Origin of the sequence: Hymenobacter crusticola, assembly GCF_002154225.1 — a bacterium.
Lineage (GTDB): Bacteria > Bacteroidota > Bacteroidia > Cytophagales > Hymenobacteraceae > Hymenobacter > Hymenobacter crusticola.
In genome coordinates this window covers 383,613-406,900 of the sequence record NZ_MTSE01000001.1, presented here as the reverse complement: position 1 = coordinate 406,900, position 23,288 = coordinate 383,613, and the positions used below count along the sequence as shown (strand labels likewise).

General features: G+C 54.5%; 27 protein-coding genes. 13 read left to right on the top strand and 14 right to left on the bottom strand.

Annotation, left to right across the window (positions count from 1 at the left end; translation table 11 throughout):
* Positions 1-13: 13 nt before the first annotated feature.
* On the top strand, positions 14-520 hold the full coding sequence (locus tag BXP70_RS01650; RefSeq protein ID WP_086592260.1) for a hypothetical protein: 507 nt from the start codon (positions 14-16) through the stop codon (positions 518-520).
* On the opposite strand, the gene BXP70_RS01645 is transcribed toward BXP70_RS01650, so the two are convergent.
* The 8 genes from BXP70_RS01645 to BXP70_RS29815 form a co-directional block, all read right to left on the bottom strand.
* On the bottom strand, positions 514-1,089 hold the full coding sequence (locus BXP70_RS01645; RefSeq protein WP_086592259.1) for a 5-formyltetrahydrofolate cyclo-ligase: 576 nt from the start codon (positions 1,087-1,089) through the stop codon (positions 514-516). The genes BXP70_RS01650 and BXP70_RS01645 overlap by 7 nt on opposite strands.
* Entirely contained in the window at positions 1,090-2,670 is a 1,581-nt protein-coding gene (bshC, locus tag BXP70_RS01640; RefSeq protein ID WP_086592258.1) for a bacillithiol biosynthesis cysteine-adding enzyme BshC, read from the bottom strand.
* A 156-nt stretch (positions 2,671-2,826) separates the two neighbouring features.
* The gene (gene rimO, locus BXP70_RS01635) at positions 2,827-4,140 is read right to left on the bottom strand and encodes a 30S ribosomal protein S12 methylthiotransferase RimO (RefSeq protein WP_086592257.1); all 1,314 of its coding nucleotides are present in this window, start codon (positions 4,138-4,140) and stop codon (positions 2,827-2,829) included.
* A gap of 101 nt (positions 4,141-4,241) precedes the next feature.
* Complete coding sequence (ftsY, locus tag BXP70_RS01630) at positions 4,242-5,216, bottom strand: signal recognition particle-docking protein FtsY (protein ID WP_086592256.1); 975 nt, start codon at positions 5,214-5,216, stop codon at positions 4,242-4,244.
* Between the two features lie 179 nt (positions 5,217-5,395).
* Complete coding sequence (locus BXP70_RS01625; protein WP_086592255.1) at positions 5,396-5,557, bottom strand: DUF4295 domain-containing protein; 162 nt, start codon at positions 5,555-5,557, stop codon at positions 5,396-5,398.
* Positions 5,558-5,565: 8 nt separating this feature from the next.
* Positions 5,566-5,748, bottom strand: coding sequence for a 50S ribosomal protein L33 (gene rpmG, locus BXP70_RS01620; RefSeq protein ID WP_045689232.1), 183 nt, complete (start codon positions 5,746-5,748; stop codon positions 5,566-5,568).
* 275 nt (positions 5,749-6,023) lie between these two features.
* Positions 6,024-6,263: a 50S ribosomal protein L28 gene (gene rpmB / locus BXP70_RS01615; RefSeq protein WP_045689230.1), complete on the bottom strand. Its 240-nt coding sequence runs from the start codon at positions 6,261-6,263 to the stop codon at positions 6,024-6,026.
* Positions 6,264-6,369: 106 nt separating this feature from the next.
* Positions 6,370-6,546 (bottom strand): DUF5522 domain-containing protein, encoded by a 177-nt coding sequence (locus BXP70_RS29815; RefSeq protein WP_179197543.1) that lies wholly within the window; start codon positions 6,544-6,546, stop codon positions 6,370-6,372.
* A 118-nt stretch (positions 6,547-6,664) separates the two neighbouring features.
* Between BXP70_RS29815 and BXP70_RS01610 the strand changes: the two genes are divergently transcribed.
* Positions 6,665-7,045 (top strand): hypothetical protein, encoded by a 381-nt coding sequence (locus BXP70_RS01610; protein ID WP_086592254.1) that lies wholly within the window; start codon positions 6,665-6,667, stop codon positions 7,043-7,045.
* 126 nt (positions 7,046-7,171) lie between these two features.
* Here BXP70_RS01610 and BXP70_RS01605 read toward each other — a convergent pair whose 3' ends face one another.
* Complete coding sequence (locus tag BXP70_RS01605) at positions 7,172-8,068, bottom strand: LEA type 2 family protein (protein ID WP_086592253.1); 897 nt, start codon at positions 8,066-8,068, stop codon at positions 7,172-7,174.
* A gap of 212 nt (positions 8,069-8,280) precedes the next feature.
* Between BXP70_RS01605 and rocD the strand changes: the two genes are divergently transcribed.
* The 4 genes from rocD to BXP70_RS01585 all read left to right on the top strand — a co-directional run bounded on the left by rocD (position 8,281) and on the right by BXP70_RS01585 (position 11,889).
* Positions 8,281-9,525 (top strand): ornithine--oxo-acid transaminase, encoded by a 1,245-nt coding sequence (gene rocD, locus BXP70_RS01600; protein ID WP_086592252.1) that lies wholly within the window; start codon positions 8,281-8,283, stop codon positions 9,523-9,525.
* Positions 9,526-9,931: 406 nt separating this feature from the next.
* The gene (locus BXP70_RS29330; protein WP_143436334.1) at positions 9,932-10,165 is read left to right on the top strand and encodes a hypothetical protein; all 234 of its coding nucleotides are present in this window, start codon (positions 9,932-9,934) and stop codon (positions 10,163-10,165) included.
* 99 nt (positions 10,166-10,264) lie between these two features.
* Positions 10,265-11,257, top strand: a complete 993-nt coding sequence (gene hemB, locus BXP70_RS01590; RefSeq protein WP_179197542.1) for a porphobilinogen synthase — start codon at positions 10,265-10,267, stop codon at positions 11,255-11,257.
* 122 nt (positions 11,258-11,379) lie between these two features.
* The gene (locus BXP70_RS01585) at positions 11,380-11,889 is read left to right on the top strand and encodes a GNAT family N-acetyltransferase (protein WP_086592580.1); all 510 of its coding nucleotides are present in this window, start codon (positions 11,380-11,382) and stop codon (positions 11,887-11,889) included.
* A gap of 12 nt (positions 11,890-11,901) precedes the next feature.
* Here the strand turns inward: BXP70_RS01585 and BXP70_RS01580 are convergent, their stop codons facing one another.
* Positions 11,902-12,447 carry a hypothetical protein gene (locus BXP70_RS01580; RefSeq protein WP_143436333.1) on the bottom strand — a complete coding sequence of 182 codons (546 nt, stop codon included), beginning with the start codon at positions 12,445-12,447 and terminating at the stop codon, positions 11,902-11,904.
* Between the two features lie 112 nt (positions 12,448-12,559).
* A complete protein-coding gene (locus BXP70_RS01575) occupies positions 12,560-13,915 on the bottom strand; it encodes an APC family permease (RefSeq protein ID WP_086592249.1) in 1,356 nt (451 codons plus the stop codon).
* A gap of 283 nt (positions 13,916-14,198) precedes the next feature.
* On the opposite strand from BXP70_RS01575, the gene BXP70_RS01570 reads away from it, so the two are divergent.
* The 5 genes from BXP70_RS01570 to BXP70_RS01550 all read left to right on the top strand — a co-directional run bounded on the left by BXP70_RS01570 (position 14,199) and on the right by BXP70_RS01550 (position 18,091).
* On the top strand, positions 14,199-15,140 hold the full coding sequence (locus BXP70_RS01570) for a cation diffusion facilitator family transporter (RefSeq protein WP_086592248.1): 942 nt from the start codon (positions 14,199-14,201) through the stop codon (positions 15,138-15,140).
* A gap of 91 nt (positions 15,141-15,231) precedes the next feature.
* Positions 15,232-16,461 carry a glycoside hydrolase family 1 protein gene (locus tag BXP70_RS01565; RefSeq protein ID WP_086592247.1) on the top strand — a complete coding sequence of 410 codons (1,230 nt, stop codon included), beginning with the start codon at positions 15,232-15,234 and terminating at the stop codon, positions 16,459-16,461.
* A gap of 7 nt (positions 16,462-16,468) precedes the next feature.
* On the top strand, positions 16,469-17,179 hold the full coding sequence (locus BXP70_RS01560) for a phospholipase D-like domain-containing protein (RefSeq protein WP_179197541.1): 711 nt from the start codon (positions 16,469-16,471) through the stop codon (positions 17,177-17,179).
* Positions 17,180-17,230: 51 nt separating this feature from the next.
* Positions 17,231-17,740: a methylated-DNA--[protein]-cysteine S-methyltransferase gene (locus tag BXP70_RS01555; protein ID WP_086592245.1), complete on the top strand. Its 510-nt coding sequence runs from the start codon at positions 17,231-17,233 to the stop codon at positions 17,738-17,740.
* A gap of 102 nt (positions 17,741-17,842) precedes the next feature.
* Positions 17,843-18,091, top strand: a complete 249-nt coding sequence (locus BXP70_RS01550; protein WP_143436332.1) for a hypothetical protein — start codon at positions 17,843-17,845, stop codon at positions 18,089-18,091.
* Positions 18,092-18,171: 80 nt separating this feature from the next.
* Here the strand turns inward: BXP70_RS01550 and BXP70_RS01545 are convergent, their stop codons facing one another.
* The 3 genes from BXP70_RS01545 to BXP70_RS01535 form a co-directional block, all read right to left on the bottom strand.
* The gene (locus BXP70_RS01545; protein ID WP_086592243.1) at positions 18,172-19,032 is read right to left on the bottom strand and encodes an SDR family oxidoreductase; all 861 of its coding nucleotides are present in this window, start codon (positions 19,030-19,032) and stop codon (positions 18,172-18,174) included.
* Between the two features lie 168 nt (positions 19,033-19,200).
* Positions 19,201-20,067 (bottom strand): AraC family transcriptional regulator, encoded by an 867-nt coding sequence (locus tag BXP70_RS01540; RefSeq protein ID WP_086592242.1) that lies wholly within the window; start codon positions 20,065-20,067, stop codon positions 19,201-19,203.
* A gap of 231 nt (positions 20,068-20,298) precedes the next feature.
* Entirely contained in the window at positions 20,299-21,300 is a 1,002-nt protein-coding gene (locus tag BXP70_RS01535) for a hypothetical protein (RefSeq protein WP_086592241.1), read from the bottom strand.
* Between the two features lie 383 nt (positions 21,301-21,683).
* Between BXP70_RS01535 and BXP70_RS01530 the strand changes: the two genes are divergently transcribed.
* Positions 21,684-22,409, top strand: coding sequence for a tetratricopeptide repeat protein (locus tag BXP70_RS01530; protein ID WP_086592240.1), 726 nt, complete (start codon positions 21,684-21,686; stop codon positions 22,407-22,409).
* Positions 22,410-22,495: 86 nt separating this feature from the next.
* Positions 22,496-23,230 (top strand): hypothetical protein, encoded by a 735-nt coding sequence (locus BXP70_RS01525; protein WP_086592239.1) that lies wholly within the window; start codon positions 22,496-22,498, stop codon positions 23,228-23,230.
* The last annotated feature ends 58 nt before the right edge of the window (positions 23,231-23,288 follow it).

Below are 23,288 nucleotides of genomic sequence, written 5' to 3'. Positions count from 1 at the left end.
CATTTATGCACGCATGAAGCCGAAACAGCATCGATACACACTCACGTTACTTGCCGTTCTGCTCGTCACACTCTACTTGTTTCATGTGCTATTTGGTATAGAAAAGCTAGCTTCTGAGTCGCTTGAGGTTCAGACGCACAACACCTATTTCGTTTTCACACCGTGGCAGTTGTGTGCTGTATTGTATGTGATGATTACCCTCCCTGTAAGTCTGTTGTTTCTTGGGCTAAACAGCTGCAATCTGATAGCAAACGTTGCTACCGTAATTGCCACAGCGGGGCTTGTGGGTGGCTGCACCGCCGCTCTTGATAACCTGCATTCTTTTAGTCGCTTCCAGCCCCAAGTGACGCCCTGCGGTACGTTAACGGGTACAGCGGCAACTCAACAAGCACAAATACACTTCCTGCAGAGCTTGGTGCAGGTTGTTTACGTGTTGCAAGTCTTTTGTATTCTTCTGCTGGTCGTCAGTGGTATATCAGTAGGAAGACGTATGAGAACAAGCAGCGGAAGAACTCACTGAAACCGCCATACCCGCTCTGGCGTGATGCACGCGTGTAGCGGCACATCACCTATCCACGCATCTGCAATACGCTCGATGGGTGGCTCCAAGCTCAAGCCAATGCGTAGCACATCGGGCCGGCATTCCAGCAGAAATCGGTCGTAAAACCCTTTACCGTAGCCTACTCGGTGACCTAGCTCATCGAAAGCTAGTAGTGGAAGCAACACGGCATCAAAGGCGTCCAAGGCCACTTCTGAAGCACCTATTGGCTCCGGAATGTGCCATCGATTCTCAACGAGCAGTGTATCAGGCGTAAGGTGATAGTGGCGTAAGTGCACGCCATCTAGTTGCACCACCGGCACAGCAACCTGCACATTCGGGTGTTCGCGCCAGAGCTGGTGAATAATCGGCCACGTGTCAGGCTCCCGCTGGCGCGCAACCGGCAAATACACATGCAGCCAACGCCACCTAGCTACTTCAAAGGCCTGAAATAGCTGCTTACCTAGCAACAAGCTGCGCCGAGCTAGCTCGCCGGCGGGGAGGGCACGACGCCGAGCTAGCATCTGCCGACGCAGGTCAGCTTTCAGCACCTATTCTTCCTCTAAGATTGCAAACTGCAACGCCAGTGGCTCAAACGCCTCCTGCAACTGCGCCACGAACTGTGGATTGTTAATCAGGATGGACAACACATTGTCTTCGCGCTCCTGCAAACTGCCGTTGGGGAAGAGCTTGTCTTTCAACGCGGTGAGTTGCGAGTACGCCGTTTCGTGCTTGGCTTCGGCCGCTTTACTCAAGCGCTTTTCCAGCCCTGCTACTCCACCGGCCACTTTCTGAGCCTCGGCGGCGACGGTCTTCACCAGCGTCGGGTCGAGGCGTTGGGCTAGGTCGGATATCTCCTTAAAGGCCGCAGCAAGCGCCTGTTGCTGGGCTGCCAGGCTCACTTCCTCTTGGCCTAGGGTGGCGCCCACTTGCTTCTTTAGCTCCGGCAGCGGCTTAAACAAGTCTGCGGGCGTTAGGCCAAGCTTACGAAGTTTGCCCGCGTTAGCACGGCCTAGGTACAAGGCCGAGTTGCGCGGCAGCAAAATCGGGAAAGGAACAGCATTGTCGGCAAATACCTGCTTGAGCTGGAACCAGTACGCTACTTCCGCGCCGCCACCCACATAGCAAAGGTTTGGCAGTAGTATCTCCTGGTACAAAGGCCGCAGCACCACGTTCGGGCTGAACTGCTCTGGGTGCTGCTGAGCTAGGGTCAAGAGTTCGTCTTGGTTGTAACACAGGCTGGTATTGCGCACAGCAATACAGTCACCTTCAGGCTCTAATCGCTCGCGCTTGCCTTCCTCCGTAATAAAGAACAAGTTGAAGGGTCGTGAGTATACCTGCGGCTTATAGCCCGCCGCTTCTAGCTGAGCATTTGTGGCCTGCACTGCTTGGTTGGAGGCTTGCTCCCGTATCTCGCGTTCCAGCACCGGTACGAAGGCTTGCTTTAGCGTTGGGCTGTCGCCATCGAGGCTTACCAGCCCAAGTTCGCCAAATAGCGCATGCGTGAGCTGACGCGTTGCCTCAGTCAGCGTTGCTGCTTCACGGTAGGCTTGGTGGAACAAAGCGGGCACATCAGCGGGCAACTGATCCAAGATAGCCTCAGCCAAGCCGTCTAGCTGCAAGCGACCTACTGGTCCGCCCACCTCGGCCGCCGTCCACTCGTAGCGCTTGCCAAATAGGTTGAAATGGTTGATTTCGGCGAAGTCGTGGTCTTCCGTAGCCATCCAGTACACCGGCACGAAGTCATACTGTGGGTGCTGCTCCTTCAACTGCTGGCACAGTTTAATAGCCGTCACGATCTTATAAACGAAATACAGTGGCCCAGTAAGCAAGTTCAATTGATGCCCAGTTACCACAGTGAAAGTGGTGTCCTTTTCGAGCAAACCTAGGTTCGCGGCCACACTCGGGTGAATGTCAGCTAGGTCGGCATACTGCTCCCGCAGGGCTTGCACCAGGCGTTGACGAGCCTCGGGTGTGTACGCTTGTTTTTTCTCTTCTATCTGAGCTGCAAAGCTCTCCATCGCTGGGAAGCGGTGATAATAAGGTTGTAGCTCCGGGCGCTGGGCTAGGTAATCGGTAAGTAGCGAGGAAAAAGCGCCGGTTGTTTTATAGTCGAGGTGATGAAGAGGCATGACGAACGTCAGAGGGTGCAGGTGCAAAGGTCCACAAAAAAAAAGCAGACCCACGATGAGTCTGCATTTGCAGCGGGTTCCAAGCAGAACCCGCCAAGCTCGTAAATGTTGTTGCGCCGTGTAGCACGGAACTTCGTCGTCTGTGCTACACGCTAGCTATACCAGCGTGCCGTACAAGTCAAAATCCGACGCGTCGTTGATCTGCACCGTTGCGAAGTCGCCAATACGCACGTACGTATCAGGCGTAGCAGGTACAAGTACTTCGTTGTCGACTTCGGGCGAGTCGTACTGCGTGCGGCCTACAAAGTAGCCGCTTTCTTTGCGGTCAAACAGGACTTTGTAGGTCTGGCCTACTTTTTCTTCGTTCATTTCCAGCGAGATACCTTGCTGAAGCTCCATGATCTGGTCGGCGCGCTCCTGCTTCACTTCGGTGGGCACGTTGTCTTCCAACGTATAGGAATGCGTGCTTTCCTCGTGCGAGTAGGTGAAGATGCCGAGGCGGTCGAAGCGCGTCCGCTCCACGAAATCATACAGCTCTTCGAAGTCCTGCTGCGTTTCGCCGGGGTGGCCGGCAATCAGCGTAGTGCGCAGGGCAATATCGGGTACGCGCTGCCGAATAGTATCTACTAGCTCAATCGTGCGGCGCTTGCTAATGCCCCGGCGCATGGTTTTCAGCATGTTATCCGAAACGTGCTGCAAGGGCATATCCAAGTACTTGCAGATGTTTTCGCGCTCAGCCATTACATCCAAGGCATCCAGCGGGAATTGCGACGGATACGCGTACTGCAACCGGATCCAGTCGATGCCAGGCACGTCGGAGAGGTGGCGCATCAGGTCAGCTAGCTTCCGCTCGCCGTAGTGTTGCAAACCGTAATAGGTCAAGTCTTGGGCAATGAGAATCAACTCCTTCGTGCCCATGCTGGCGAGGCGTTTGGCTTCCTTCACTAAGTCTTCGATTGGCCGATCGACGTGCTTGCCGCGCATCAGCGGAATAGCACAGAACGAGCAGGGCCGGTTGCAGCCCTCCGCAATCTTGAAGTAAGCGTAGTGCTTGGGGGTCGTAATGAGTCGTTCACCTACCAGCTCGTGCTTGTAGTCAGCATTCAGTACCTTCAGCATCTGCGGCAATTCCAGCGTGCCGAAGTACGCATCCACCTGCGGAATCTCTATCTCAAGATCGTCTTTGTAGCGCTGCGACAGGCAACCCGTCACATAGAGCTTTTCTAGGCGGCCGGCTTCCTTCTCATCCGCGTAGCGCAGGATAGTATCAATGCTTTCCTGCTTGGCATTGTCGATGAAGCCGCAGGTGTTGATAATAACAATGTTAGCGTCGGACTGCTCGGCTTCGTGGGTTACGTCAAACTGATTAGCCTTGAGCTGCCCCATGAGCACCTCCGAGTCGACTACGTTCTTCGAGCAGCCTAGGGTAATGACGTTTACTTTATTCGCCTGCTGGCTTCTGACTTTCACAGTACTACTTGTTTATATGATTTGAGCTAAGGCTAAGAATAGAAAACTAGTTCCCTCCTTGCGTAAGGCGAGAACTAGTTTTAGGGTATAGCAGTAGCCTTCTACTTCTTGGAAAACAATGAGTTGACGAACGTGCGGCGATCGAAGAGCTGCAAGTCTGTCATTTTCTCGCCCACCCCAATGTAGCGCACCGGAATGTTGAACTGGTCGGAGATGCCAATAACCACGCCGCCCTTGGCAGTGCCATCAAGCTTGGTAATCGCTAGGGCCGAAACTTCGGTTGCGCGGGTAAATTCCTTGGCCTGTAAAAAGGCGTTCTGGCCGGTGCTGCCATCAAGTACGAGCAGAACTTCGTGCGGCGCATCCGGAATTACCTTCTGCATTACACGCTTGATCTTGGACAGCTCATTCATGAGGTTCACTTTGTTGTGCAAGCGGCCTGCGGTGTCAATGATTACCACATCTGCTTGCATATCAACACCTTTCTGAACGGCATCGTAGGCTACGGAGGCCGGGTCGGTGTTCATCCCGTGTGAGATTACGGGTACTCCTACGCGCTGCCCCCAGATAATGAGCTGGTCGACAGCGGCGGCACGGAACGTATCGGCAGCCCCTAGCACTACCTTTTTACCCGCTGAGTGGAAGCGGTGAGCTAGCTTACCAATCGTCGTGGTTTTGCCCACGCCGTTTACGCCTACCACCATAATTACAAAGGGAGAGCCTGCATTATCGGGGCGCTCCAGCACGGCGGTAGAGCCAGAGTTGTTATCGGATAGGAGGTCAGCAATTTCCTCACGCAAGATGCGGTCTAGCTCGCCGGTGCTCACGTACTTGTCGCGGGCTACCCGGTCTTCAATGCGCTTGATCACCTTCACAGTGGTATCAATACCCACGTCGGCATGCACCAGCAGACCTTCCAAGTCGTCGAGTACTTCCTCGTCGACCTTCGATTTGCCGACGACGGCTTTACTGAGCTGGTTGAAAAAGTTGGTCTTAGTCTTTTCCAGACCTTTATCCAGCGACTCCTGCTGCTCCTTGCTCTCCTTGTCCTTCTTAAAAAAGTCGAAAAGTCCCATGTAGTTCGGGGTAGCGCGAAGCTCCAGCTTCGCGTGTCGTTGCTGAGGGTGAACGACCAGTATAACAGCTAGGTCAAGCTGTTCGACGAGGCGCGAAGCTGGAGCTTCGCGCTACAACGCAAAAAAGTCCCACGCTGGCGGGACTTCTTCACTTCAGATAAAACGCCATCAGGCGAAGCTTACTTGGTCCCGGAGGCCAAGAACTCCTGCACTTTATCAACGGGCACCATTTCCTCGCGGAACGTATAGGCACCAGTCTTTTCGGATTTCACGGCGCGAATGACTTTTGCCCAGTCTTTGCCCGTAGCTGTTTTCAGGGTTGCTACTACTTTCTTAGCCATTGCTCAGCTTACTTGATTTCCTTGTGAACGGTCATCTTCTTGAGCACGGGGTTGAATTTCTTCAATTCAATGCGCTCAGGCGTATTCTTACGATTCTTCGTGGTAATGTAGCGCGAGGTACCCGGCTGTCCCGAGTTCTTGTGCTCGGTGCACTCGAGGATTACCTGCACCCGGTTTCCTTTCTTAGCCATCTCGACTGGGTTTTTTGGATTAAGGACTGCAAAGGTACGGCGATTTTTGAAATTATCAAATGGCCATTCGACTATGTACTTTATTTACAAGTCGCTGGTGCCAAAAAACGCCTAGGATAGGCACCAACCAGGTGAGGCAAGTGCCATAAAAAGCGGCAACGAAACGAGCAGCTCCATCAGAAGGATGCGGGCTTGTTTCGTTGCCGGTATAAGGAGCAGGAGAACACAGCGGCGACGGAGAGAAATCTCTCTGCGCTGCCAACTCCCGGCAAAAGCTAGTAGACGATGAAGCCTTGCTCTTTAGCCTTCTTCAGGACCGACATGATGCCGTTCTTGTTGATGGTACGGATGGTAGAGGCAGCAACTTTCAGCGTTACCCAAGCATCCTCTTCGGGGATGTAAAACCGCTTCTTTTGCAGGTTCGGGTAAAATTTACGCTTGGTTTTGTTGTTGGCGTGCGAAACGTTGTTGCCTACGCGGGTACGCTTGCCGGTCAGATCACAAACTCGGGCCATGATATTTAGAGACTTAGAGGTTTCAATGCTGGAAAAAGGGACGCAAATATCGGTAAAAGTATGATAAGACCAAATAGGAGAGCTGAAAAATAGCAGGTTAGCTAAATTAAGCTCCTGGTGAAATGGTCCTTTTCTCTTTTCGAAAGCCCCACGGGCAATGTCGACAGCCGCTTTGGCAACAGTAGCCACGTCGCAGATGATATTGTTCAGTAAATACCATATAGCCTTCGGGCGTGAGATAATAATCGCCGGGCTGGAGGGGTTGGGGAGTAGCTTTGGGCATGGGATAAGGCTGCAAAGTACGGCCTTGAAAAGCTTGGTAATGCTATTTGGACAGAAATAAGTAGCTAATAGCTATTGTTCCTAAACAAGTTCTACCTGTAAATCAGTCAGGTAGCTGTATGGTTGAATTTGTATTCACAAGCGCTGTTATTCTATCTGCAAGTATAGACTGCTCAACTCAGCAATACTTGGTTGACAAGCCCACGGCAACGGCTAAGGCAGTCGAAGTATCGAAACTAGCAGAAAAGCTTCAGCTAAGAAAACAACTCGACGCCGTTATTGCCGCCCCGATTAGCAAAGCGTGTCATCCGCTGCATCACATCAAGCAACGCGACCACACTGGCCTTCGGGAAGGCGAACGTCTGATCCTGACGGCGTGCATCTTTGACGAGAGCGGGGTGTTCGAGCTGGTGTTTGCGGAGGAGGAATGGATGAATACTTCTACAACGGTTGTAATCACCAGTGATCTGGATATGGTGCGGGCACACCGGAAAGGTTAAGCCATTACATTCTCCGAGAAACACGTGCTGGCTTGGGTTATCCTCAGCTTGGACGGTTCTCAAGAAGGTAATTTTGTGGGCTGGCAGCCCGCTAGCCTTCACTAAGTAGGAAGCTAGGTTGTCCTGTTACTTCGGGATGTTCTTCAGATCTTGAATGCTACCGCTGCTCTGAAATTTCACTTTGCTGTCCTTCGGGTTTTGCTTGCCCGCTGCCACCGTGATTGTGCCGGTCAGGGTGTAAGGTGTCTTCTTAGCTTTGAACAAGGTTTTGAAAGCTACTTTTGGTAGGGCTTTGGGCTCAAACTTGACGTGGATAGGCATAAGTTGCGTACCACGTTTGCGGAAGGATACATCTTTGGTTTCCATGCCTTTCACTTGCATATCGTCGCTGATGCGGAAGTCGTAGGCGACGTTCTTCACCGTGAAGGGGAACGGGTTGTAATTGGTGACTTTGATGGTAATGGTGGCGCTACCATTTTTCAGACCTAGGTGGGTTACATCGATATCCGCAATTTCAAAGTGCGGAAGCTTGGGCACATAGATGCGTTTGCTAGCCCGGATGGGAATGCGCTCGGTACCTAGTAGCGGCAGGTGAGCGTACGCATCCATCGTAATGGCCACGTCGACGCAGTCTCGCTGGATGGTCTTGATCTTGTGGGCCACCTTGCTCAAATCCATGTTCACGGGAATGGATAAGGTGCTAACGCCGCTGCTTTCTACCGTCGTTGGCCGGTCCTTGGCCCCACGGCTGATGGCGGTGCCATCGATGTAGGTTACGTAGCGGAAGCTATCCACCGTCATGGTGAGCGGGACGTGATTGCGCAGCTGCACCCGTATTTGGGCCTTAAGCGAATCGGGGGTGATGTTGCCGGTGCTCATGCTGACGTTTTCTAGCGTCGGCAGAAGGTCTTTGCCGCGGTTGGTGGCGAAATAGCCAATAACGCCCGCCGCGACTAGCAGTAAAAGCAAAACTAAAAGAGCGGTCAGGATGGGGTGACGCTTGTTGGAAGATCGAGAAGCCATACAAAGAGGGATAGACCAACCTAGCGTCGAGCTAAAACGGCCGAATTATATACAGTTGAGCATCAATTATTTGGTAAGAAGTACGAGGTAGGTAGTGTGCTAGGTTGCCGTTGGGCTCGTTTAAATAAACCGACTGACCTAGCCTTGCCTTTTTGTGTAAGTTTGAACAGTTCTGTTGTTTGTAGGCTTTCCCACCTGTTCACCATCTGTATATGGAAGCGACTTCTGCCACCACCCACCATAGTCAAGAATTTATAGAGCTCGAAGAGCGTTATGGTGCTCACAACTACCATCCACTGCCCGTGGTACTTAGCCGCGGCGAAGGTGTACACCTCTGGGACGTGGAAGGAAAACGTTATTACGACTTTCTGTCGGCCTACTCGGCTGTTAATCAAGGGCATTGCCACCCACGCATTATCGGGGCGCTGACGGAGCAGGCGCAGAAGCTCACGCTTACGTCACGGGCTTTCTTCAATGATCAGCTTGGAGATGCCGAAAAGCAGTTGTGCGAGCTGTTTCACTACGACAAAGCGTTGCTCATGAATTCCGGCGCCGAGGCTGTCGAAACGGCTCTGAAGCTAGCCCGCAAGTGGGGCTACCAGGAGAAATGGATTGCTCCTAACAAAGCGCGAATCGTGGTGGCAGAACATAACTTCCACGGACGCACGACCGGCATCATCTCCTTCAGCACCGATCCTGACAGCACTGGCGGGTTCGGTCCTTATAATCCTGGTTATCAAGTAGTCCCTTACGACGACTTGGAGGCGCTGGAAGAAGCCGTGAAAGATCCGCACGTGTGCGCTTTCCTCGTGGAGCCGATTCAGGGCGAAGCAGGCGTGGTAGTGCCTTCCGAGGGATACCTAGCTAAAGCGTATGACATCTGCCAAGCCCACAAGGTGCTGTTTATCGCCGACGAGATTCAGACGGGCCTAGGCCGCACGGGCAAGCTGCTAGCTGTAGACCACGAAAGCGTGCACGCAGACATATTGGTGCTGGGCAAAGCGCTTTCGGGCGGTGTGCTGCCCGTATCGGCCGTACTGGCCCGCGACGAGATTATGCTCACCATTCAGCCGGGACAGCACGGCTCCACGTTTGGCGGTAATCCGCTGGCGTGCGCTGTGTTGCGGGCCGCGCTCGATGTGGTGCAGGAAGAAAAGCTAGCTAATAATGCCGCTACGCTAGGTGAGGTTTTCCGCGAGCGGATGCGCCAAGTGAAGGCCAAGCGCCCTGGCGTGGTAGAAGAAGTACGCGGCAAAGGCTTGCTCAACGCTGTGGTAATTATCCCAACCGAGGATGGCCGCACTGCTTGGGACGTATGCATCATGTTGATGGAGCGGGGCGTACTTGCTAAGCCTACCCACGGCGACATTATTCGGTTTGCGCCGCCACTAGTTATCAATCAAGCACAGCTCCACGAAGTCTGTGATATCATCGAGCAGGTACTGCTAGCTTTCTAATGCTCTGGAGCGCCCTAGTGCGGTCGTCGTTGATGGTAAGTTTAAAAACTGTTTCCGACGAACGCACTAGGGCGCGCTTTTCCTGTCCATACCCTCCCGTAGCACCCGCATGATTTTTTGTACACCGAAGCATCTTTTTGCCTTTCTTCTTTTGGTCGGCCTCGCAAGCTGCCGTAGCGAGCAGCTGGTATTCCGAGCGGCCGTGCCGCCTGCGCAGTACGTGGTTTCGGTTAGCGAGCCGTCAATAGTAACAGATAAGATTACTACTGGTAAGGCAGATGATCATCCTAGCTCGTTGGTAAAGCCACCCCGGGTGGTTAGGTCAAGTAAAGTATTGAAAGCTAGGCACCACCAGATGGTAACACCAATAGTTGCCGCAGCTAAGCACACGATACAGACGCGGCTCATGACCAAACCGAATACGGCTGCGGTACAGGAAGAAGGTGAGGGGAAACCCGCTTTGCTAGTGCTAGGTATTCTGCTGGTACTAGCAGGCGTAGTGGGTGGCTTTTGGATAGGAGGCGGAATCGGCTTTTTTGTCGGGCTCCCAATCGGCTTGCTTGGGTATTACTTCTTCATGAAAGGGTTGCTCGGCCCTAATGCTTGGATAGAAGTAGCCAACGAGTTATTTCAACTGTAAGAAGCTCGGAGTAGCCACTGTGCCTACTTAAAATTATCGAACACGGTAACCTTCCCTTTGTCCTCGTTGTTCTCCCCGGTTGAATCTTCTGAATATAGTATGGCTATTATCCCCACGCACCGGCCGCGGCGCAATCGTAAGTCACAGGTAATTCGCGACTTAGTACAGGAAACCACACTTTCTGTTCACGACTTTATCTATCCGCTCTTCATGATTGAGGGCCAGAATAAAGTTATTGAAGTGAAATCGATGCCAGGCATCAATCGCTTCTCGCCCGACCGTCTTATCGACGAAATCGGGGCCTGCGTCGAGCTAGGTATCAAATCGTTTGCTCCTTTCCCCGGCTTGGAAGACAGCGTGAAAGACCGTTTGGCCCGCGAAAGCGCGAATCCTGACGGCCTGTATCTGCGCACCATTGCCGAAATCAAGCGCCAGTTTCCGGAAGTAGTGCTCATGACCGACGTGGCCATGGACCCCTACTCCAGCGACGGCCACGACGGCGTTGTCGACCCTGAATCCGGTGAAATCCTGAACGATGCCACGCTGGAAGTGCTCGGACAGATGTCGTTGGCCCAAGCCCGGGCCGGCGCCGACGTTATTGCTCCCAGCGATATGATGGACGGCCGCGTGGCTTTCATCCGGGATGTGCTGGATAGCAACGGTTTCAGCAACGTGAGCATCATGAGCTATACGGCCAAGTATGCTTCTGCCTTCTATGGCCCCTTCCGCGACGCCCTCGACTCGGCGCCGAAAAAAGGCGACAAGAAAACGTACCAGATGAACTACGCCAACCGCCGCGAGGCCTTGCGCGAGCTAGTGCTCGACGAGCAGGAAGGCGCGGACATGGTGATGATAAAACCGGCCTTGAGCTACCTTGATATCATTCGCGAAGTGCGCAATGCTACCACGCTGCCCGTCACGGCGTACAACGTGAGTGGCGAATACGCTGTGATAAAAGCTGCCGCCCAAAATGGCTGGGTTGATGGCGAAAAAACCATGATGGAAGTGCTGATGAGCATCAAGCGGGCCGGTGCCGATGCCATCCTGACCTATTTTGCGAAAGAGGCTGCCGCTGTCCTGAAGCGCGGCTAGGTTCTCACAAGAAAGTAGCGCGAGGCGCTGGCTTCGGGTAGCAGTGAACGGCAATCGTTTGCTAGGTTGCAATGCAAATTGCTCACCGCTACCTGAAGCCAGCGCCTCGCGCTACACTTTTTATGACGCTCGCCATTCGTCGCGCTACTACCGCCGACATACCCGCTATCCTCACGTTGGTTCGCCGCGTGGTGCCACTGATGAATACTGCCGGCAACTATCAGTGGTCAGCTGACTACCCGAACGAAGCTGTTTTTCAGCAGGATATCATTCAGCAGCACTTGTGGGTGGCTGAGCTGGACGGCCAGCTGGTGGGCCTAGCAGCGCTAACCAATGACCAGGATGCAGAGTATGCCCAAGCCGATTGGGATGTAAGCGAAAAAGCCGTCGTGACGCACCGCTTAGCGGTCGAGCCGGCGGCGCAGGGGCAGGGTGTAGCTGCCGCTTTACTGCAAAAAGCCGAGGACCTAGCTCGTGTGCAAGGCCTTCATGTGCTGCGCGTCGACACAAACTCTGAAAACCAGGCTACTCAACGACTTTTCCCGAAGCTAGGGTACCGTTTCGCGGGCGAAATCACGCTAGCGTTTCGGCCTGGGCTGCGGTTCTTTTGCTACGAGAAACGATTGAGCTAGTGCTTTTGGCGCTTACTCTGGTACCGCAAATTGCTGCAACGCTGCTAGCTCTTGCTGAATAGTCTTTTCCCAACGGGCTTGCTTGGCAGCTAGGGTGCCGTACTGCGTCTCGACGCCGTAGCGCTGTCGGCGTTTGGCCGCCGCCGCCACGATGCGCTCCTCCGGGCTAGGCGACTTGGGCGTGCCCGCAACGGTAGTAGGGGTAGCAGTGGCCTGACGCAGCTGGCGCGCATAAATTTCCATGATGTCGAACAGCGTTTGCTGAAAGCGCAACTGCTCGGGTAGGTGTTGATTTGGGTTGATACTAGAAGCCGAGCGTACCATGTTGTTGCGCACAATAATCCGCTTTTGGTGCGTATAGATGTTGGTGCGCTTCTCGGTGGCTAGCTGAAACTCGGCCTTGCCCACATTGCCTTTCTTAAGTTTTACGCCGAAATCACCGACCGTGAGGCGGTGCTTCGCGCTCCAGGGTACCAAGTCTGTGGTGGCCGTTTGAGCTCGGCTCGAAATCGTGATAAAGCTAAGTAGCAGAGCTAGAACGCTTACAGATATTCTCATGCAGGATAACTAGTAAAATGGCTGCGAGAAGATACGCGCTGCGCCCTTATGCTGTCTAACTTTTGCTAGCCTTACCGTGCTCCTAGCCGCGGCCGGGCCGCACGCGCCGCCGTTATTGCGCAAAAGGCCAGCGCTTTTGCTGCCGGCTCCACAGCAGAAAAGCCACAACGCCTGCCCCAATGACGGCTAGGCCAGAGAGCATAAAGGTGGGGCCCGTACTCCAAAAGACGCCGAGCCACACAACCACTGCAACGATTACCGGCAACGGGTAAAGAGGCATCCGGAAGGGTAAGTCGGCTGTGCCGCGGCGGTGTCGGAGCAGCACCAGCCCAATCGCCTGTCCCACAAACTGCACCAAGATGCGCATGGCTAGAATGGCACTGATTACCTCCCCTAGGCGGAATAACAAGCTGAACACAAAGCCTACGCCACCTAGGATCAGGAGCGAAACGTGAGGGAAACGCTTGGTGGGATGCACTTTGGCGAACAGCGGTAGAAACTCGCCATCGGCGGCGGCGGCGTACGGGATGCGCGAGTACCCTAGCAAGACCGCAAACAGCGAGGCAAACGCTACCCACAGCACTAGGCCCGTAGCAAGCTTAGCGGCTGTGGGACCGTAGATCTTCTCTACAAATGTGCTGACGATAAACTCCGAATGCTGCGCTTCCTGCCATGGAATGACCGTGCCTACGCTCCAATTGAGCAGCAGGTACAAGGCCATAATGCCGAGGATACTCAGAAAAATACTTCGCGGGATGAGCTTGTGCGGGTTCTTTACTTCGGCGCCTAAGTGGCACACGTTGTAGTACCCTAGGTAGCTGTAGATGGTCTTGACGGCCGCTTGCCCCATGGCCGCCGACAGCAAGATGCCAGGAATCGCCGAGAACCCCCCGGCGGGCAGCCAAGCCACCGAGTATTCGGCGTGCGTAACGCCCCCAAAAATCAGCCACCCCATGAGCCCCAGCACGCCAAGCCACAGCATAACGCCCAAGCGGCCAATATCTTCAATGCGTCGGTAGAGCAAGGCAATCAGAGCCAGTACTGTGATGCCGGACACGAGTTTGGGTTGCCACCATGCCGTGAGTGGGACCAAGTAGCCAAAGTATTGGGCGAAGCCAATGGCTCCGGACGCTACTACTAGCGGCGCTTGTACCAGCGTTTGCCACACGTACAGAAATGACATCAAGCGGCCCCACTTGTGTTCTCCATAGGCGAGCTTCAGAAAGCGATACGAGCCGCCCGCCTCGGGGTGAGCTGCACCAAGCTCCGACCAAATCAGGCCATCCACAATGGCTAGGCCCGCCCCCACCAGCCACGCCAGCAGGAAATACGGCCCCATAAAGCCCATCACCAGCGGCAGCGTCACGAAGGGACCGATGCCGACCATGTCAATCATGTTTAGGGCCGTGGCCTGCAACAGACCTAGGTTGCGGCGTAGGGTAGGAGTGGCAGGGTCAACGTGAGCCATAGGCAAAAGCTGGAAAAGGAGGGCGTCCGGTTAGGCAACGGGATTTAAAAGCCCAAGAACGCCGAAATGTTCAAGGGCAGCAACGAAGGCTCTTTCAACTTGGCGAGCTATCAGCGCAGAAAACTGAGCAAGCCAGCAATCAGTTGGAAAAAGCAAGGCAGAAAGGCTATCCGGAAATCAAGCATATCTTGGTCGAAACGAGCTCCTTCCCAACGCACGCCTAGCCTTGCCGTTCTAACCTGGGGCTGCTAGTGTGCGTAGAGCAGCGGTATAACCACATTCTATGTCCGGACACTCTTCCTCTAAGTTTGCCATTTACGGGGCCATCGGGGCCAATGTCGCCATTGCCATCAGCAAGTTTGTGGCGGCGTATTTCACCGGGAGTTCGGCCATGTTGTCGGAGGGCATCCACTCGTTTGTCGACAGCGGCAACGGCTTTCTGATCCTGCTCGGCGTAAAGCAAAGCGAGAAGCCCGCTACCACGCAGCACCCTTTTGGCCGCAGCAAAGAGCTATATTTCTGGGCCCTGATTGTGGCCGTGCTGGTATTCTCGGTTGGGGGTGGTATGTCGTTCTACGAAGGCATCGAGCACCTACGTCACCCGGCGCCCATCACCGACCCCACCTGGAACTACGTCGTGCTCGGGTTGTCCATTCTCTTTGAAGGCATCTCGTGCACTCTCGCGCTGAAAGCCTTCAACCAGGACCGCGGCAGCATGGGCTTCTGGGAAACATTGCGCCGTAGCAAAGATCCCTCGGTATTTGCTATTCTGATGGAAGACATTGCCGCCTTGGTAGGGCTGACGTTTGCCCTCGCAGGCGTGTACCTAGGTCATGCCCTCAATAACCCTTACTTCGATGGCGCGGCGTCTATTCTAATTGGGTTGCTGCTTGTGACGGTTGCTATCTTCTTGATCTACAAAACGAAAGGTTTGCTAATTGGCGAAGGCGTCGACGAAGAAACCCTCGCTTCGCTGCAAATTATTGCCCGTGCTCAACCAGGTGTTGAGAATGTGCGTCCCCCGCTCACGTCCTACCTAGGGCCGCAAGATGTGGTGCTCGCCTTAGATGTACAATTTGAACGTAACTTGTCGGCCGCGCAAGTGGAACAAGCCATTGATGGCCTGCAAGACGCCATCCGGGCTAAGTATCCTGAATTTAAGCGCATCTTTATTGAGGCCAAATCCATTGGCCAGAAAGAACGTATGGCATCGGCCGCCCATTAGTACGAACGTAAGTTGTTTGTGCTTGCGTACCTCTTCAGCTAATCCCGACCTCCGGGTTGGGAGCAGCTTTGTCTAACCCTTTTTCTCTACCATGCCCTCCAAACACACCGTAGCCCCCAACTTTGGCCCTTCTCCGTTTCAATCTTTTTGGATGGGAGGGTACGAGTGTACCGATCAGCTGAATGCTTTCGGCAACCGCGTAGATTTTCTGAACGTGACTAACCATTTGGAGCTGCTTCATGAAGACTACCAAGATCTTAAGCCTTTTGGCATCGCAACGGTTCGGGAAGGCATTCGCTGGAGCTTTGTGGAGAAAACACCCTACCAATACGACTGGAGCACCGTGCAAGTACTGCTCGAGGGTGGCCAGCGGCAGGGCGTACAGCAGGTGTGGGACCTCTGCCACTTTGGCTACCCCGACGACCTAACACCTTTGCACCCCATGTTTGCGCGCCGGTTTGCGGCCTTGTGCCGCGCTTTCGTGGACTTTTATCGTAGCCAGCGCCCCGACGATACGCTCATTGTCACCCCGATCAATGAGGTAAGCTTTATGTCGTGGCTGGGTGGAGATGTACGCGGCACGTCGCCGTACTGCGTAGGGCAGGGCTGGGAAGTGAAGCGCGGCCTGATGCGCGCGTATGTTGAGGGCGTAGCCGCCCTGCGCGAAGCTGACCCTAGCATCCGGATTATGACCACCGAGCCGCTCATTAGCATTGTTCCCCCTCCTAATGCTGATGCTGCGCACCGGCAGCGCATTGCCGAGTACCACGACCACCAGTTTCAGTCCATCGACATGCTCTCAGGGCGGCTGTGCCCCGAGCTAGGTGGCAAACCAGAATACATTGATATCCTAGGTTTTAACTTCTACTACGATAATCAGTGGCAGCTCGACCCATACCAGCGTATTCCGTGGGCGGAAGAGCCCGCTGATCCGCGGTGGCGCCCGCTAAATGAACTGCTGATGGAAGCCCACAAGCGCTACAACACGCCGGTTGTCCTTACCGAAACCAGTCATCCGGGTGTCGATCGGCCCAAGTGGGTTCGCATGATTGCCGAGGAGTGCGCTCAGGCCCTGCGCAAGGGGGTGCCGTTGTGGGGGGTGTGCCTGTACCCCATCATCGACCGGCCCGACTGGGACCATCTCACGCCCTGGCACCAGTCGGGCCTGTGGGATGCGGAGCTGCGCACCGACGGTCAGCCGCATCACCGGGTATTGTACGAGCCGTATGCTACCGCCCTGCGCGCTGCCCAAGCCAAAGTGGCGGCGGCCGGCCCAACGGCAAAAGCTAGCCCGGCTTCCGCTTCTCTTTCCCTGTCTTAAAGCGCCTATGAAGCCATCCGATGCTACTACGAAGTTGCTGGCGCGCTTCCGACAGGCTTTTGCCGACTCTACCTTATCGGCCGAGGAAGCGCGCGATTTGCGGGAGCGACTCGCCGCGCATGGGCTGCAGGGGCAGGAGCTAGAAGGGCTACGGCACCAACTCTTTGCCATGGCGGAGGAGCGCTTCAACACGTTTAAAGACAAGAAAACAGTGGAATGGCTGGAAGCAGCCAGTGCGCTGCTCCTGGCGCCAGGAGCAGCGCAGCCTTCCCAGGCCGAAGTTTTCTTTAGCCCAGGCACCGAATGCCTAGATGCTATTCTGCGCTTCATCAACCAAGCGGCGCACCGCCTCGATGTGTGCGTGTTTACGATCTCCGACGACCGTATTGCGGAAGCTTTATTAGCAGCACACCGCCGCGGTACGGTCATTCGGCTACTCACCGACAACGACAAGCTCCACGACCAGGGCTCCGACATCAAACCGCTGCAAGCGGCTGGGCTGTCGGTGCGCATCGACCGCACGCCCAACCACATGCACCACAAGTTTGCCATCGCCGACGAACGAGTGGCGCTGACTGGAAGCTACAACTGGACGCGCTCAGCGGCGCTTTCCAACCTGGAAAACCTGCTCATCACCGATGATGCAGCCGTGGTGCAACGCTATAGCCAAGAGTTTGAACGCCTCTGGCAAGACATGCAGACTTACGAAGGCCACTAGTCAAACGCACCTGCTTATCAGATCTTTGCGGCGAAAGTAGTTACTTGCTGTATGCAAACTGCTACTGCTACATCCTTAGCCGTCGCCTACCTAGCTTCACCGGTAGGCCTTCTGGAGCTGCGTGGTACGGAGGCAGGCTTGTCGGCCGTTCTCTTTCGCGAGGACAGCCACACCGCTCCCACGCCGCGCGAACTGTTGCCAACGTGCCTACGCGCGGCTGAGCAGCAGTTGCGGGCTTACTTTGGCCGCGAACTACGCACTTTCGACCTCGCGTATGACTTGCAGCAAGGAACTGACTTTCAAAGACGTGTGTGGGCCGCACTACCTGGCATTGGCTATGGTCGGACGGCTTCTTACCTTGACCTAGCTCGCCAGCTCGGCGACCCGAAAGCGGTGCGAGCTGTGGGCGCCGCCAACGGTCAGAATCCGTTGGCTATCGTTTGTCCGTGTCATCGGGTTATTGGCGCAGGTGGGCAGCTTACTGGTTACGCAGGGGGCCTAGCACGCAAAAAGTGGCTACTAACGTTCGAGAACCCGCCCGCGCAAGGAGAGCTGTTTTAGCGAGGGCTACTGATTTCGCAATAGTAATTCATGCTATGTAACAACAGATCAATAAGTTTCGCGTTCTACCTAGCTTGTTGTCAGTACTTACTCCTTATGGCTATGCGCTCCACTTTTGCTACTTTACTCTTCTTGGTACTACTGGGGTTTGGGACCAGTGCTTCGGCGCAAACAGCGCCCACTTCAGCCTCGACCGAGCCAACTACCAAAACTACCCGCCAAGCTAACCGCAAGGCTATCAAGTATAAAAGCCCGGTAGTAGTTGAGAATACTGAGGAGCTAGGCCGCAAGATTCAGCGCGTTAGTCGCCCGGATAACCACCCCGTACCAATACAGCCAAAGAAGAAGTAGCTTTCAGCCTCCGTATAGCTGCTTTTGCTACGGTAGATGTTTTTGAGCACCACAAGGGTTAGGTAGGCGGCCAATACTTGCTATAACTTGTAGAGCATTTTTACCCCTTCTTGCAGCGGCGTCGGTTGGCGTCCCAACAGCGTTTCTAAATCGTGGCTTACTTCGGCTTCCTGTCCGTGTGCAATATCCGTCATGAATCCAATGGTGCGCTCAATGGCGAGTTCTGGCACGCCGCGCTTTTGCATGCCAGCTGCAAAGGCGGCTTTCTCGACGGGCGTGTACGCCACTTTCTTTCCTGAAGCCGCTGTTAGAGCCGCCGCTACATCGTCGAAAGAGTAGGCCGTGCGGCCGGTAAGGTGGTAGATGCAGCTAGCGTAGCTAGGCTTCAGCAGCACGTTCGCAATGGCCTCGCCCATTTCGCTACGTAGCGCATACGCCACCTTTCCCTGACCGGCCGGCAGGTTGATGCCTGTTTCCAGCACCTGAGGACCCGTAAATAACGGCAGCACATCCATGTACAGAATGTTGCGAAAAATGAGATACGACAAGCCGCTGGCCTGGATGTATGCCTCCGTTTGAAAATGGCGCACCATGAGCTGGTTGGCTAGGGTGCTAGGATCTTTCAGGGCTCGGCTCGTGTAGGCTAGGCACCGGACCCCCGCTCTTTTGGCGGCATCTACCACCTGCTGGTGCTGTTGCAGTGCGTCCTCTTCGCCGCCACCCGAAATAAGAAGCACCTTTTCGATGCCCTGCATGGCTTGCTCCAACGAAGCGGAGTCTTCGTAGCTGCCTAGGCGCAGGCTTACGCCCTGCGCTTTCAATTCGGCGGCTTTTTGCTCGTCGCGCACGAAGGCGGCTAGCTGCGCGGCATCAGTCTTACGCAAGAGCGTTTGCAGCACGGCAGTGCCTAGGTGTCCGGTAGCTCCAGTTACTAAAATCATACGAAGAAGTTTTGCGTGAATGCCTGAATTGCTGCTGTTGGGGCCCACTAGAGAAAGCGCACGCCAACAGCGCACAATCGACTAATACAGCTGCAAAGTTCTTCGCTTAGGCAAGCCAGCGGAATGGCTGAATGGTGGCAAGATGTGGCCAAAAGGCGGTAAACGTGCTTAGCCCGCGAGCCGGTAGGCGGTTGGTGATAAGCCAGTCGTCTTTTTGAAGAATCGGCTGAACGCAAACTGATCGGCAAAATGCAGGCTTGCCGCTACCTGATAGATCGTGACGGCCTGGTTCTGCAACAAGGCTTTGGCTTCTACCACCACCGCCTCGGCTATCCAGTCGCTCGCGGTGCGGCCGGTAGCTTCTTTCACCAGTTCCGTGAGATACTTCGGGCTAATGCACAAAGCGGCGGCGTAGAACTTTACGCTGCGCACGGAAACGCAATGCGCCTGAACCAGCTGCCGGAAAGCGCTGGTCAGCAGCTGGCTCCTGAACTGACGCGTTGGCGGTGCGGCTGGCTGTTGGTCGTATAGTTCGCCTATCTCATACAACAGGCTGTTGATAATGTTCTTTAAAATGTTATCACGCTGTGCGTTAGGGGTATTGTACTTCTGTTGTAGAAAGCGAAAAGAGGATGCGATGTTGGCAGCCTGAGCCGCGGAAAGCTGAAGCACGTACGTGGGAGGCGCCACGAAAAAGCGAAGCTTATCTGTGGCAGCGTTATTGGCCGTGATGAAGTCTTTGGTAAAAAAGACGGACAACGTTTCGTAGTCGTCAGTGATGTGCCCCCACTGCTTGAGCACATCCGGCGTTGCTAGGATCAGGCAGTTGGGCGCAACGACGTACGTTTCCTGGTTCGCTTTAAGCTCGGCGGTGCCACGCAGGCAAAGGCTGATCTTGTAATAATCGCCCCGATAAGGCAAGTGCAACGGAATCTTCGGCTTCGGCGCTGCGTAATCGGGAAAGAACACCGCTAGGGTATTCTCCTTATCCTCAGCAAACGCTTGCAGCTGATAGGTGGGAGTAAGTGTGCTCATCGGCAAGGCAGTTAGTATGGCCTGAGGTAAGCGTGCAGCAACCTAGGTGCCCCAAGCAAGTTACTACGCACGGCTTCAACGCAGAGCGAGCCCTAAAGCTATAATTGACTCGGCAAAGTAGGCCGCTAAGCTAACTGGATACAACATGACTCGAGCGCCCGCAGCAGGAGCTAGCTTCTGCTGCGGGCGCCCGGTATTATGCGCAGTAGACTGACCACCGAAACTGCGTTGTTAGCGCAGCGGTTTGTGCGTCAGTACGTTGAAGAGACTCTTGGCAAACTTTGCGTTGAACGGTGAGCTTGGTAGCGTATCGACGGCAAGTTTGGCACTTTTCAGGCCGTGAATCACGCCACCCCCCGAAAAGCCTCGTATGACTTCTTCGCGGGCGTTGCTGAGCACGATGAGGTGCGGCCACTTGTTGGTGAGGTGCTTTACCTTCGTCAGGCGCTCCGAAACGGTCAAGGTAGTGAATTGGGGCGTGAGCAACGCCGCTAACAGGCCATCCATCAGCACTTTCAGCGGCTTGAACCAGTAATGAAACACGTAGTGGTTGCTGGCCAACAGCTTCGTTTTGGTGGGTAGCACCAAGGAGAAGGCTACCTGCTCGGTTACTAGCCATTTTCCATTACGGTACAGCGTGTCGAGCGTGGCGCATACGTCGGGTAGTAGGCTAGCTACTTCCTCTGTTAGGCCCAGCACGCCCGAATTCCACATGAACTGCGTTTTCTGGAACTGGTGTTGCCGCGAACCAATCTGAAATGGATGTGAGTCGATGTAGTCAACGGCTTTCTGAATGCCCTGTACTTCTTCGGAAGAAACGCCTTTGGTAACTGAGTCAACGTAGCGAGCCTCGCGCATATGCATCAGGCTCACACCGGGTTGCATCAGGCCAAGCAGCTCGTCGGATGAAGCCACGAAGAAGGTGTCCGAATCGCAGAATAGTACACGATCGGTAGGATAGTCGCGGAAAAGCTGGTCGATGATAACTGCCTTAGCCCGGTGAATGTAGCGTTGCGGACCGTACATTTCCTCTAAGCTAGCAGGCGTCAACAATTTGTATTCAATTGGTAAGCCCTCGAGGTAAGGAGCAAAGGCCGCCGGCTGATCAGTGTACACTACGGTCTTGATAGTGCTCCTATCTCCGGTGTACCACGACCAGAAACTGAGGATGGCAAAGATAGCGCGTTGGTGTTCGGTGGACCGTCCGTAAGAAAGGATAATGTGGCGCGTCATAGGGTGGGGAGTAGTAGGAGATAGAGCAGAACGTGGTTTCGTAAAGGTAAGATTAACCATAAATCTTATGGAAATTGTTCAAAATTACAAAAATAAAATAGTAAGATGCTATATAATTGTTGCCCTATAGATGATATTCTGTGCAACATGCTGCCTATTAGCCTATAACCTGTGAGACTTCCTCGGAACTCGAACCGGAGGATGTATGTCTTGCACGGAGCTACCCCAGCCAAGCTCGCTAGGCAACAGGGTATGACCCTGGCACGGGACACAACTTGCTTTCGAGTGGTAGATGATCGGAAGGCACCTAGGGCTTTGCGAAACGCTCCTACTAGTAGTACTTTGCTGAGAAGTTTATACCCGTTTTTTTACGCGCACCTCCCATGAAGAAATTAGTGTGGTTGGCAGTATTGCTCCTATGGGCAGTGGCTGCTCCTACCCAAGCTCAACGAAAAGTTAAAATTAAGACCAAGCCAGGAACAGCGGCTCCCCTAGACAAAGCGAGCCGATTGCTGCCGCTTTTCGGAGGCGCCTCGCCGGCACAGGCCGAGCAAGTTGTGGGAGCTGCTTTTCTGACCGACGTAGGCCGGAGCTTTGCTTCGCGCACCGAAGCCAGCAAGTTCTTTTCCGGTAAAGGCTATGAATACTTGGTTGAAAACCACATAGATACTGCCGTGTATCGGTTTAACCTAGCCTGGCTGCTCGATCAGAAGAACGCAGATGCTTACCGGGGCCTTGGCGTAATAGCTAGTCAGCGCGCCAACAACGACGAGGCCATCAGCTTGCTGACGCAGGCGCTAGCCATCACGCCCACCGATGCGCAACTCATGGCCGACCTAGGTGCTAGCTATTTGATTCAATACGACAAGGATAAGAAGAAAAAGAGCCTGACACAGAGCATGGACTACCTACAAAAAGCCGTGGCCACCGATCCGAAGAATGCCGGCGCCTGGCAGCAGCTAGCCCGCGGCTACTACTTGCAGGAAAACTACGCCAAAGCTTGGGAGGCCGTACATACTGGCCAGAATGTGAACATGACAAGCCTTGATTTTCAATTAATTGGCGATCTGATAGCCAAGATGCCTGATCCGGAAGGGAAGTTCAAATAAATCGGGAAACATAGCGTTAACAAACCAGGGGCCGGGCGAAGTCGTATGTCCGGCCCCGCTCTTTTTCTCACCAAGCGTTTTTACTCGTGAATTACCGTCCGCTGCTTTTAAGCGCACTTCTGCTTATTACCTTCCTGCCGCGCATGGGAGCGGCACAAAGCGGTCCTGAGCGCCGACGTCGCTATTACAACAGCCAAGCGCGGCCCTACCACCGGGGGCCAGTGCGCCTCACCGCTGGCCTTGGGGCGGGCTTTTACAACGGCGACCTAACAAGCAGCCTCGGCAACAATTTTCCTGGCATTAGCGGAAGCTTGGGCGTACTGTATCAATTGTGGCCGCACTTGCTGATTGGCAGTGAGTTGTCCGCTTTTCAAATCGGCGCCAAAGACGACCTGCCGGAGCGGAACCTAGCTTTTCGGGCCCGAAACGGATCGGGGGAGGTGTTCTTCCGCTACGAGCCTTTCCATGATGAAGCCGAGTACGCCGATCCGCGCGGCCCTGGTGCTATTGTGAAGCCCTATCTAAAAGCAGGGGTCGGCTTGCTGCTCTATAACCCTAAGAGCTACTACGGCACCACACGCCCCGAAACGTACACCACCTTCTTGCAGCCAGAACGCAATGATTATCCCGCCATGGCCATTGTGGCGCCCGTAGGCCTAGGTGTTACGGTACGTTTGACGCGTACACTCAACGCTACGGCGGAAGCAGCCTACTACTTTACTACCACTGACCACCTCGACGATGTTAGCGCCCGCGCCAACTCCGCGGCCAACGATGGCTACGCCCGCGCCGAGCTAAAGCTGGAGTATGCATTTTGGTAGCAAGTAGCGCGAAACGCCTGCTTCGCGCTTCGTTGCATGCCTGCACCTAGGTCAGCGT

Excerpts from the sequence above, each read along its gene's own strand:
- BXP70_RS01650 (WP_086592260.1), top strand. The coding sequence starts at position 14 with ATGAAGCCGAAACAGCATCGATACACACTCACGTTACTTGCCGTTCTG.
- bshC (WP_086592258.1), bottom strand. The coding sequence starts at position 2,670 with ATGCCTCTTCATCACCTCGACTATAAAACAACCGGCGCTTTTTCCTCG.
- ftsY (WP_086592256.1), bottom strand. The coding sequence starts at position 5,216 with ATGGGACTTTTCGACTTTTTTAAGAAGGACAAGGAGAGCAAGGAGCAG.
- BXP70_RS01625 (WP_086592255.1), bottom strand. The coding sequence starts at position 5,557 with ATGGCTAAGAAAGTAGTAGCAACCCTGAAAACAGCTACGGGCAAAGAC.
- rpmG (WP_045689232.1), bottom strand. The coding sequence starts at position 5,748 with ATGGCTAAGAAAGGAAACCGGGTGCAGGTAATCCTCGAGTGCACCGAG.
- rpmB (WP_045689230.1), bottom strand. The coding sequence starts at position 6,263 with ATGGCCCGAGTTTGTGATCTGACCGGCAAGCGTACCCGCGTAGGCAAC.
- BXP70_RS29815 (WP_179197543.1), bottom strand. The coding sequence starts at position 6,546 with ATGCCCAAAGCTACTCCCCAACCCCTCCAGCCCGGCGATTATTATCTC.
- BXP70_RS01610 (WP_086592254.1), top strand. The coding sequence starts at position 6,665 with ATGGTTGAATTTGTATTCACAAGCGCTGTTATTCTATCTGCAAGTATA.
- BXP70_RS01605 (WP_086592253.1), bottom strand. The coding sequence starts at position 8,068 with ATGGCTTCTCGATCTTCCAACAAGCGTCACCCCATCCTGACCGCTCTT.
- rocD (WP_086592252.1), top strand. The coding sequence starts at position 8,281 with ATGGAAGCGACTTCTGCCACCACCCACCATAGTCAAGAATTTATAGAG.
- BXP70_RS29330 (WP_143436334.1), top strand. The coding sequence starts at position 9,932 with ATGACCAAACCGAATACGGCTGCGGTACAGGAAGAAGGTGAGGGGAAA.
- hemB (WP_179197542.1), top strand. The coding sequence starts at position 10,265 with ATGGCTATTATCCCCACGCACCGGCCGCGGCGCAATCGTAAGTCACAG.
- BXP70_RS01585 (WP_086592580.1), top strand. The coding sequence starts at position 11,380 with ATGACGCTCGCCATTCGTCGCGCTACTACCGCCGACATACCCGCTATC.
- BXP70_RS01580 (WP_143436333.1), bottom strand. The coding sequence starts at position 12,447 with ATGAGAATATCTGTAAGCGTTCTAGCTCTGCTACTTAGCTTTATCACG.
- BXP70_RS01575 (WP_086592249.1), bottom strand. The coding sequence starts at position 13,915 with ATGGCTCACGTTGACCCTGCCACTCCTACCCTACGCCGCAACCTAGGT.
- BXP70_RS01570 (WP_086592248.1), top strand. The coding sequence starts at position 14,199 with ATGTCCGGACACTCTTCCTCTAAGTTTGCCATTTACGGGGCCATCGGG.
- BXP70_RS01565 (WP_086592247.1), top strand. The coding sequence starts at position 15,232 with ATGCCCTCCAAACACACCGTAGCCCCCAACTTTGGCCCTTCTCCGTTT.
- BXP70_RS01560 (WP_179197541.1), top strand. The coding sequence starts at position 16,469 with ATGAAGCCATCCGATGCTACTACGAAGTTGCTGGCGCGCTTCCGACAG.
- BXP70_RS01555 (WP_086592245.1), top strand. The coding sequence starts at position 17,231 with ATGCAAACTGCTACTGCTACATCCTTAGCCGTCGCCTACCTAGCTTCA.
- BXP70_RS01550 (WP_143436332.1), top strand. The coding sequence starts at position 17,843 with ATGCGCTCCACTTTTGCTACTTTACTCTTCTTGGTACTACTGGGGTTT.
- BXP70_RS01545 (WP_086592243.1), bottom strand. The coding sequence starts at position 19,032 with ATGATTTTAGTAACTGGAGCTACCGGACACCTAGGCACTGCCGTGCTG.
- BXP70_RS01540 (WP_086592242.1), bottom strand. The coding sequence starts at position 20,067 with ATGAGCACACTTACTCCCACCTATCAGCTGCAAGCGTTTGCTGAGGAT.
- BXP70_RS01535 (WP_086592241.1), bottom strand. The coding sequence starts at position 21,300 with ATGACGCGCCACATTATCCTTTCTTACGGACGGTCCACCGAACACCAA.
- BXP70_RS01530 (WP_086592240.1), top strand. The coding sequence starts at position 21,684 with ATGAAGAAATTAGTGTGGTTGGCAGTATTGCTCCTATGGGCAGTGGCT.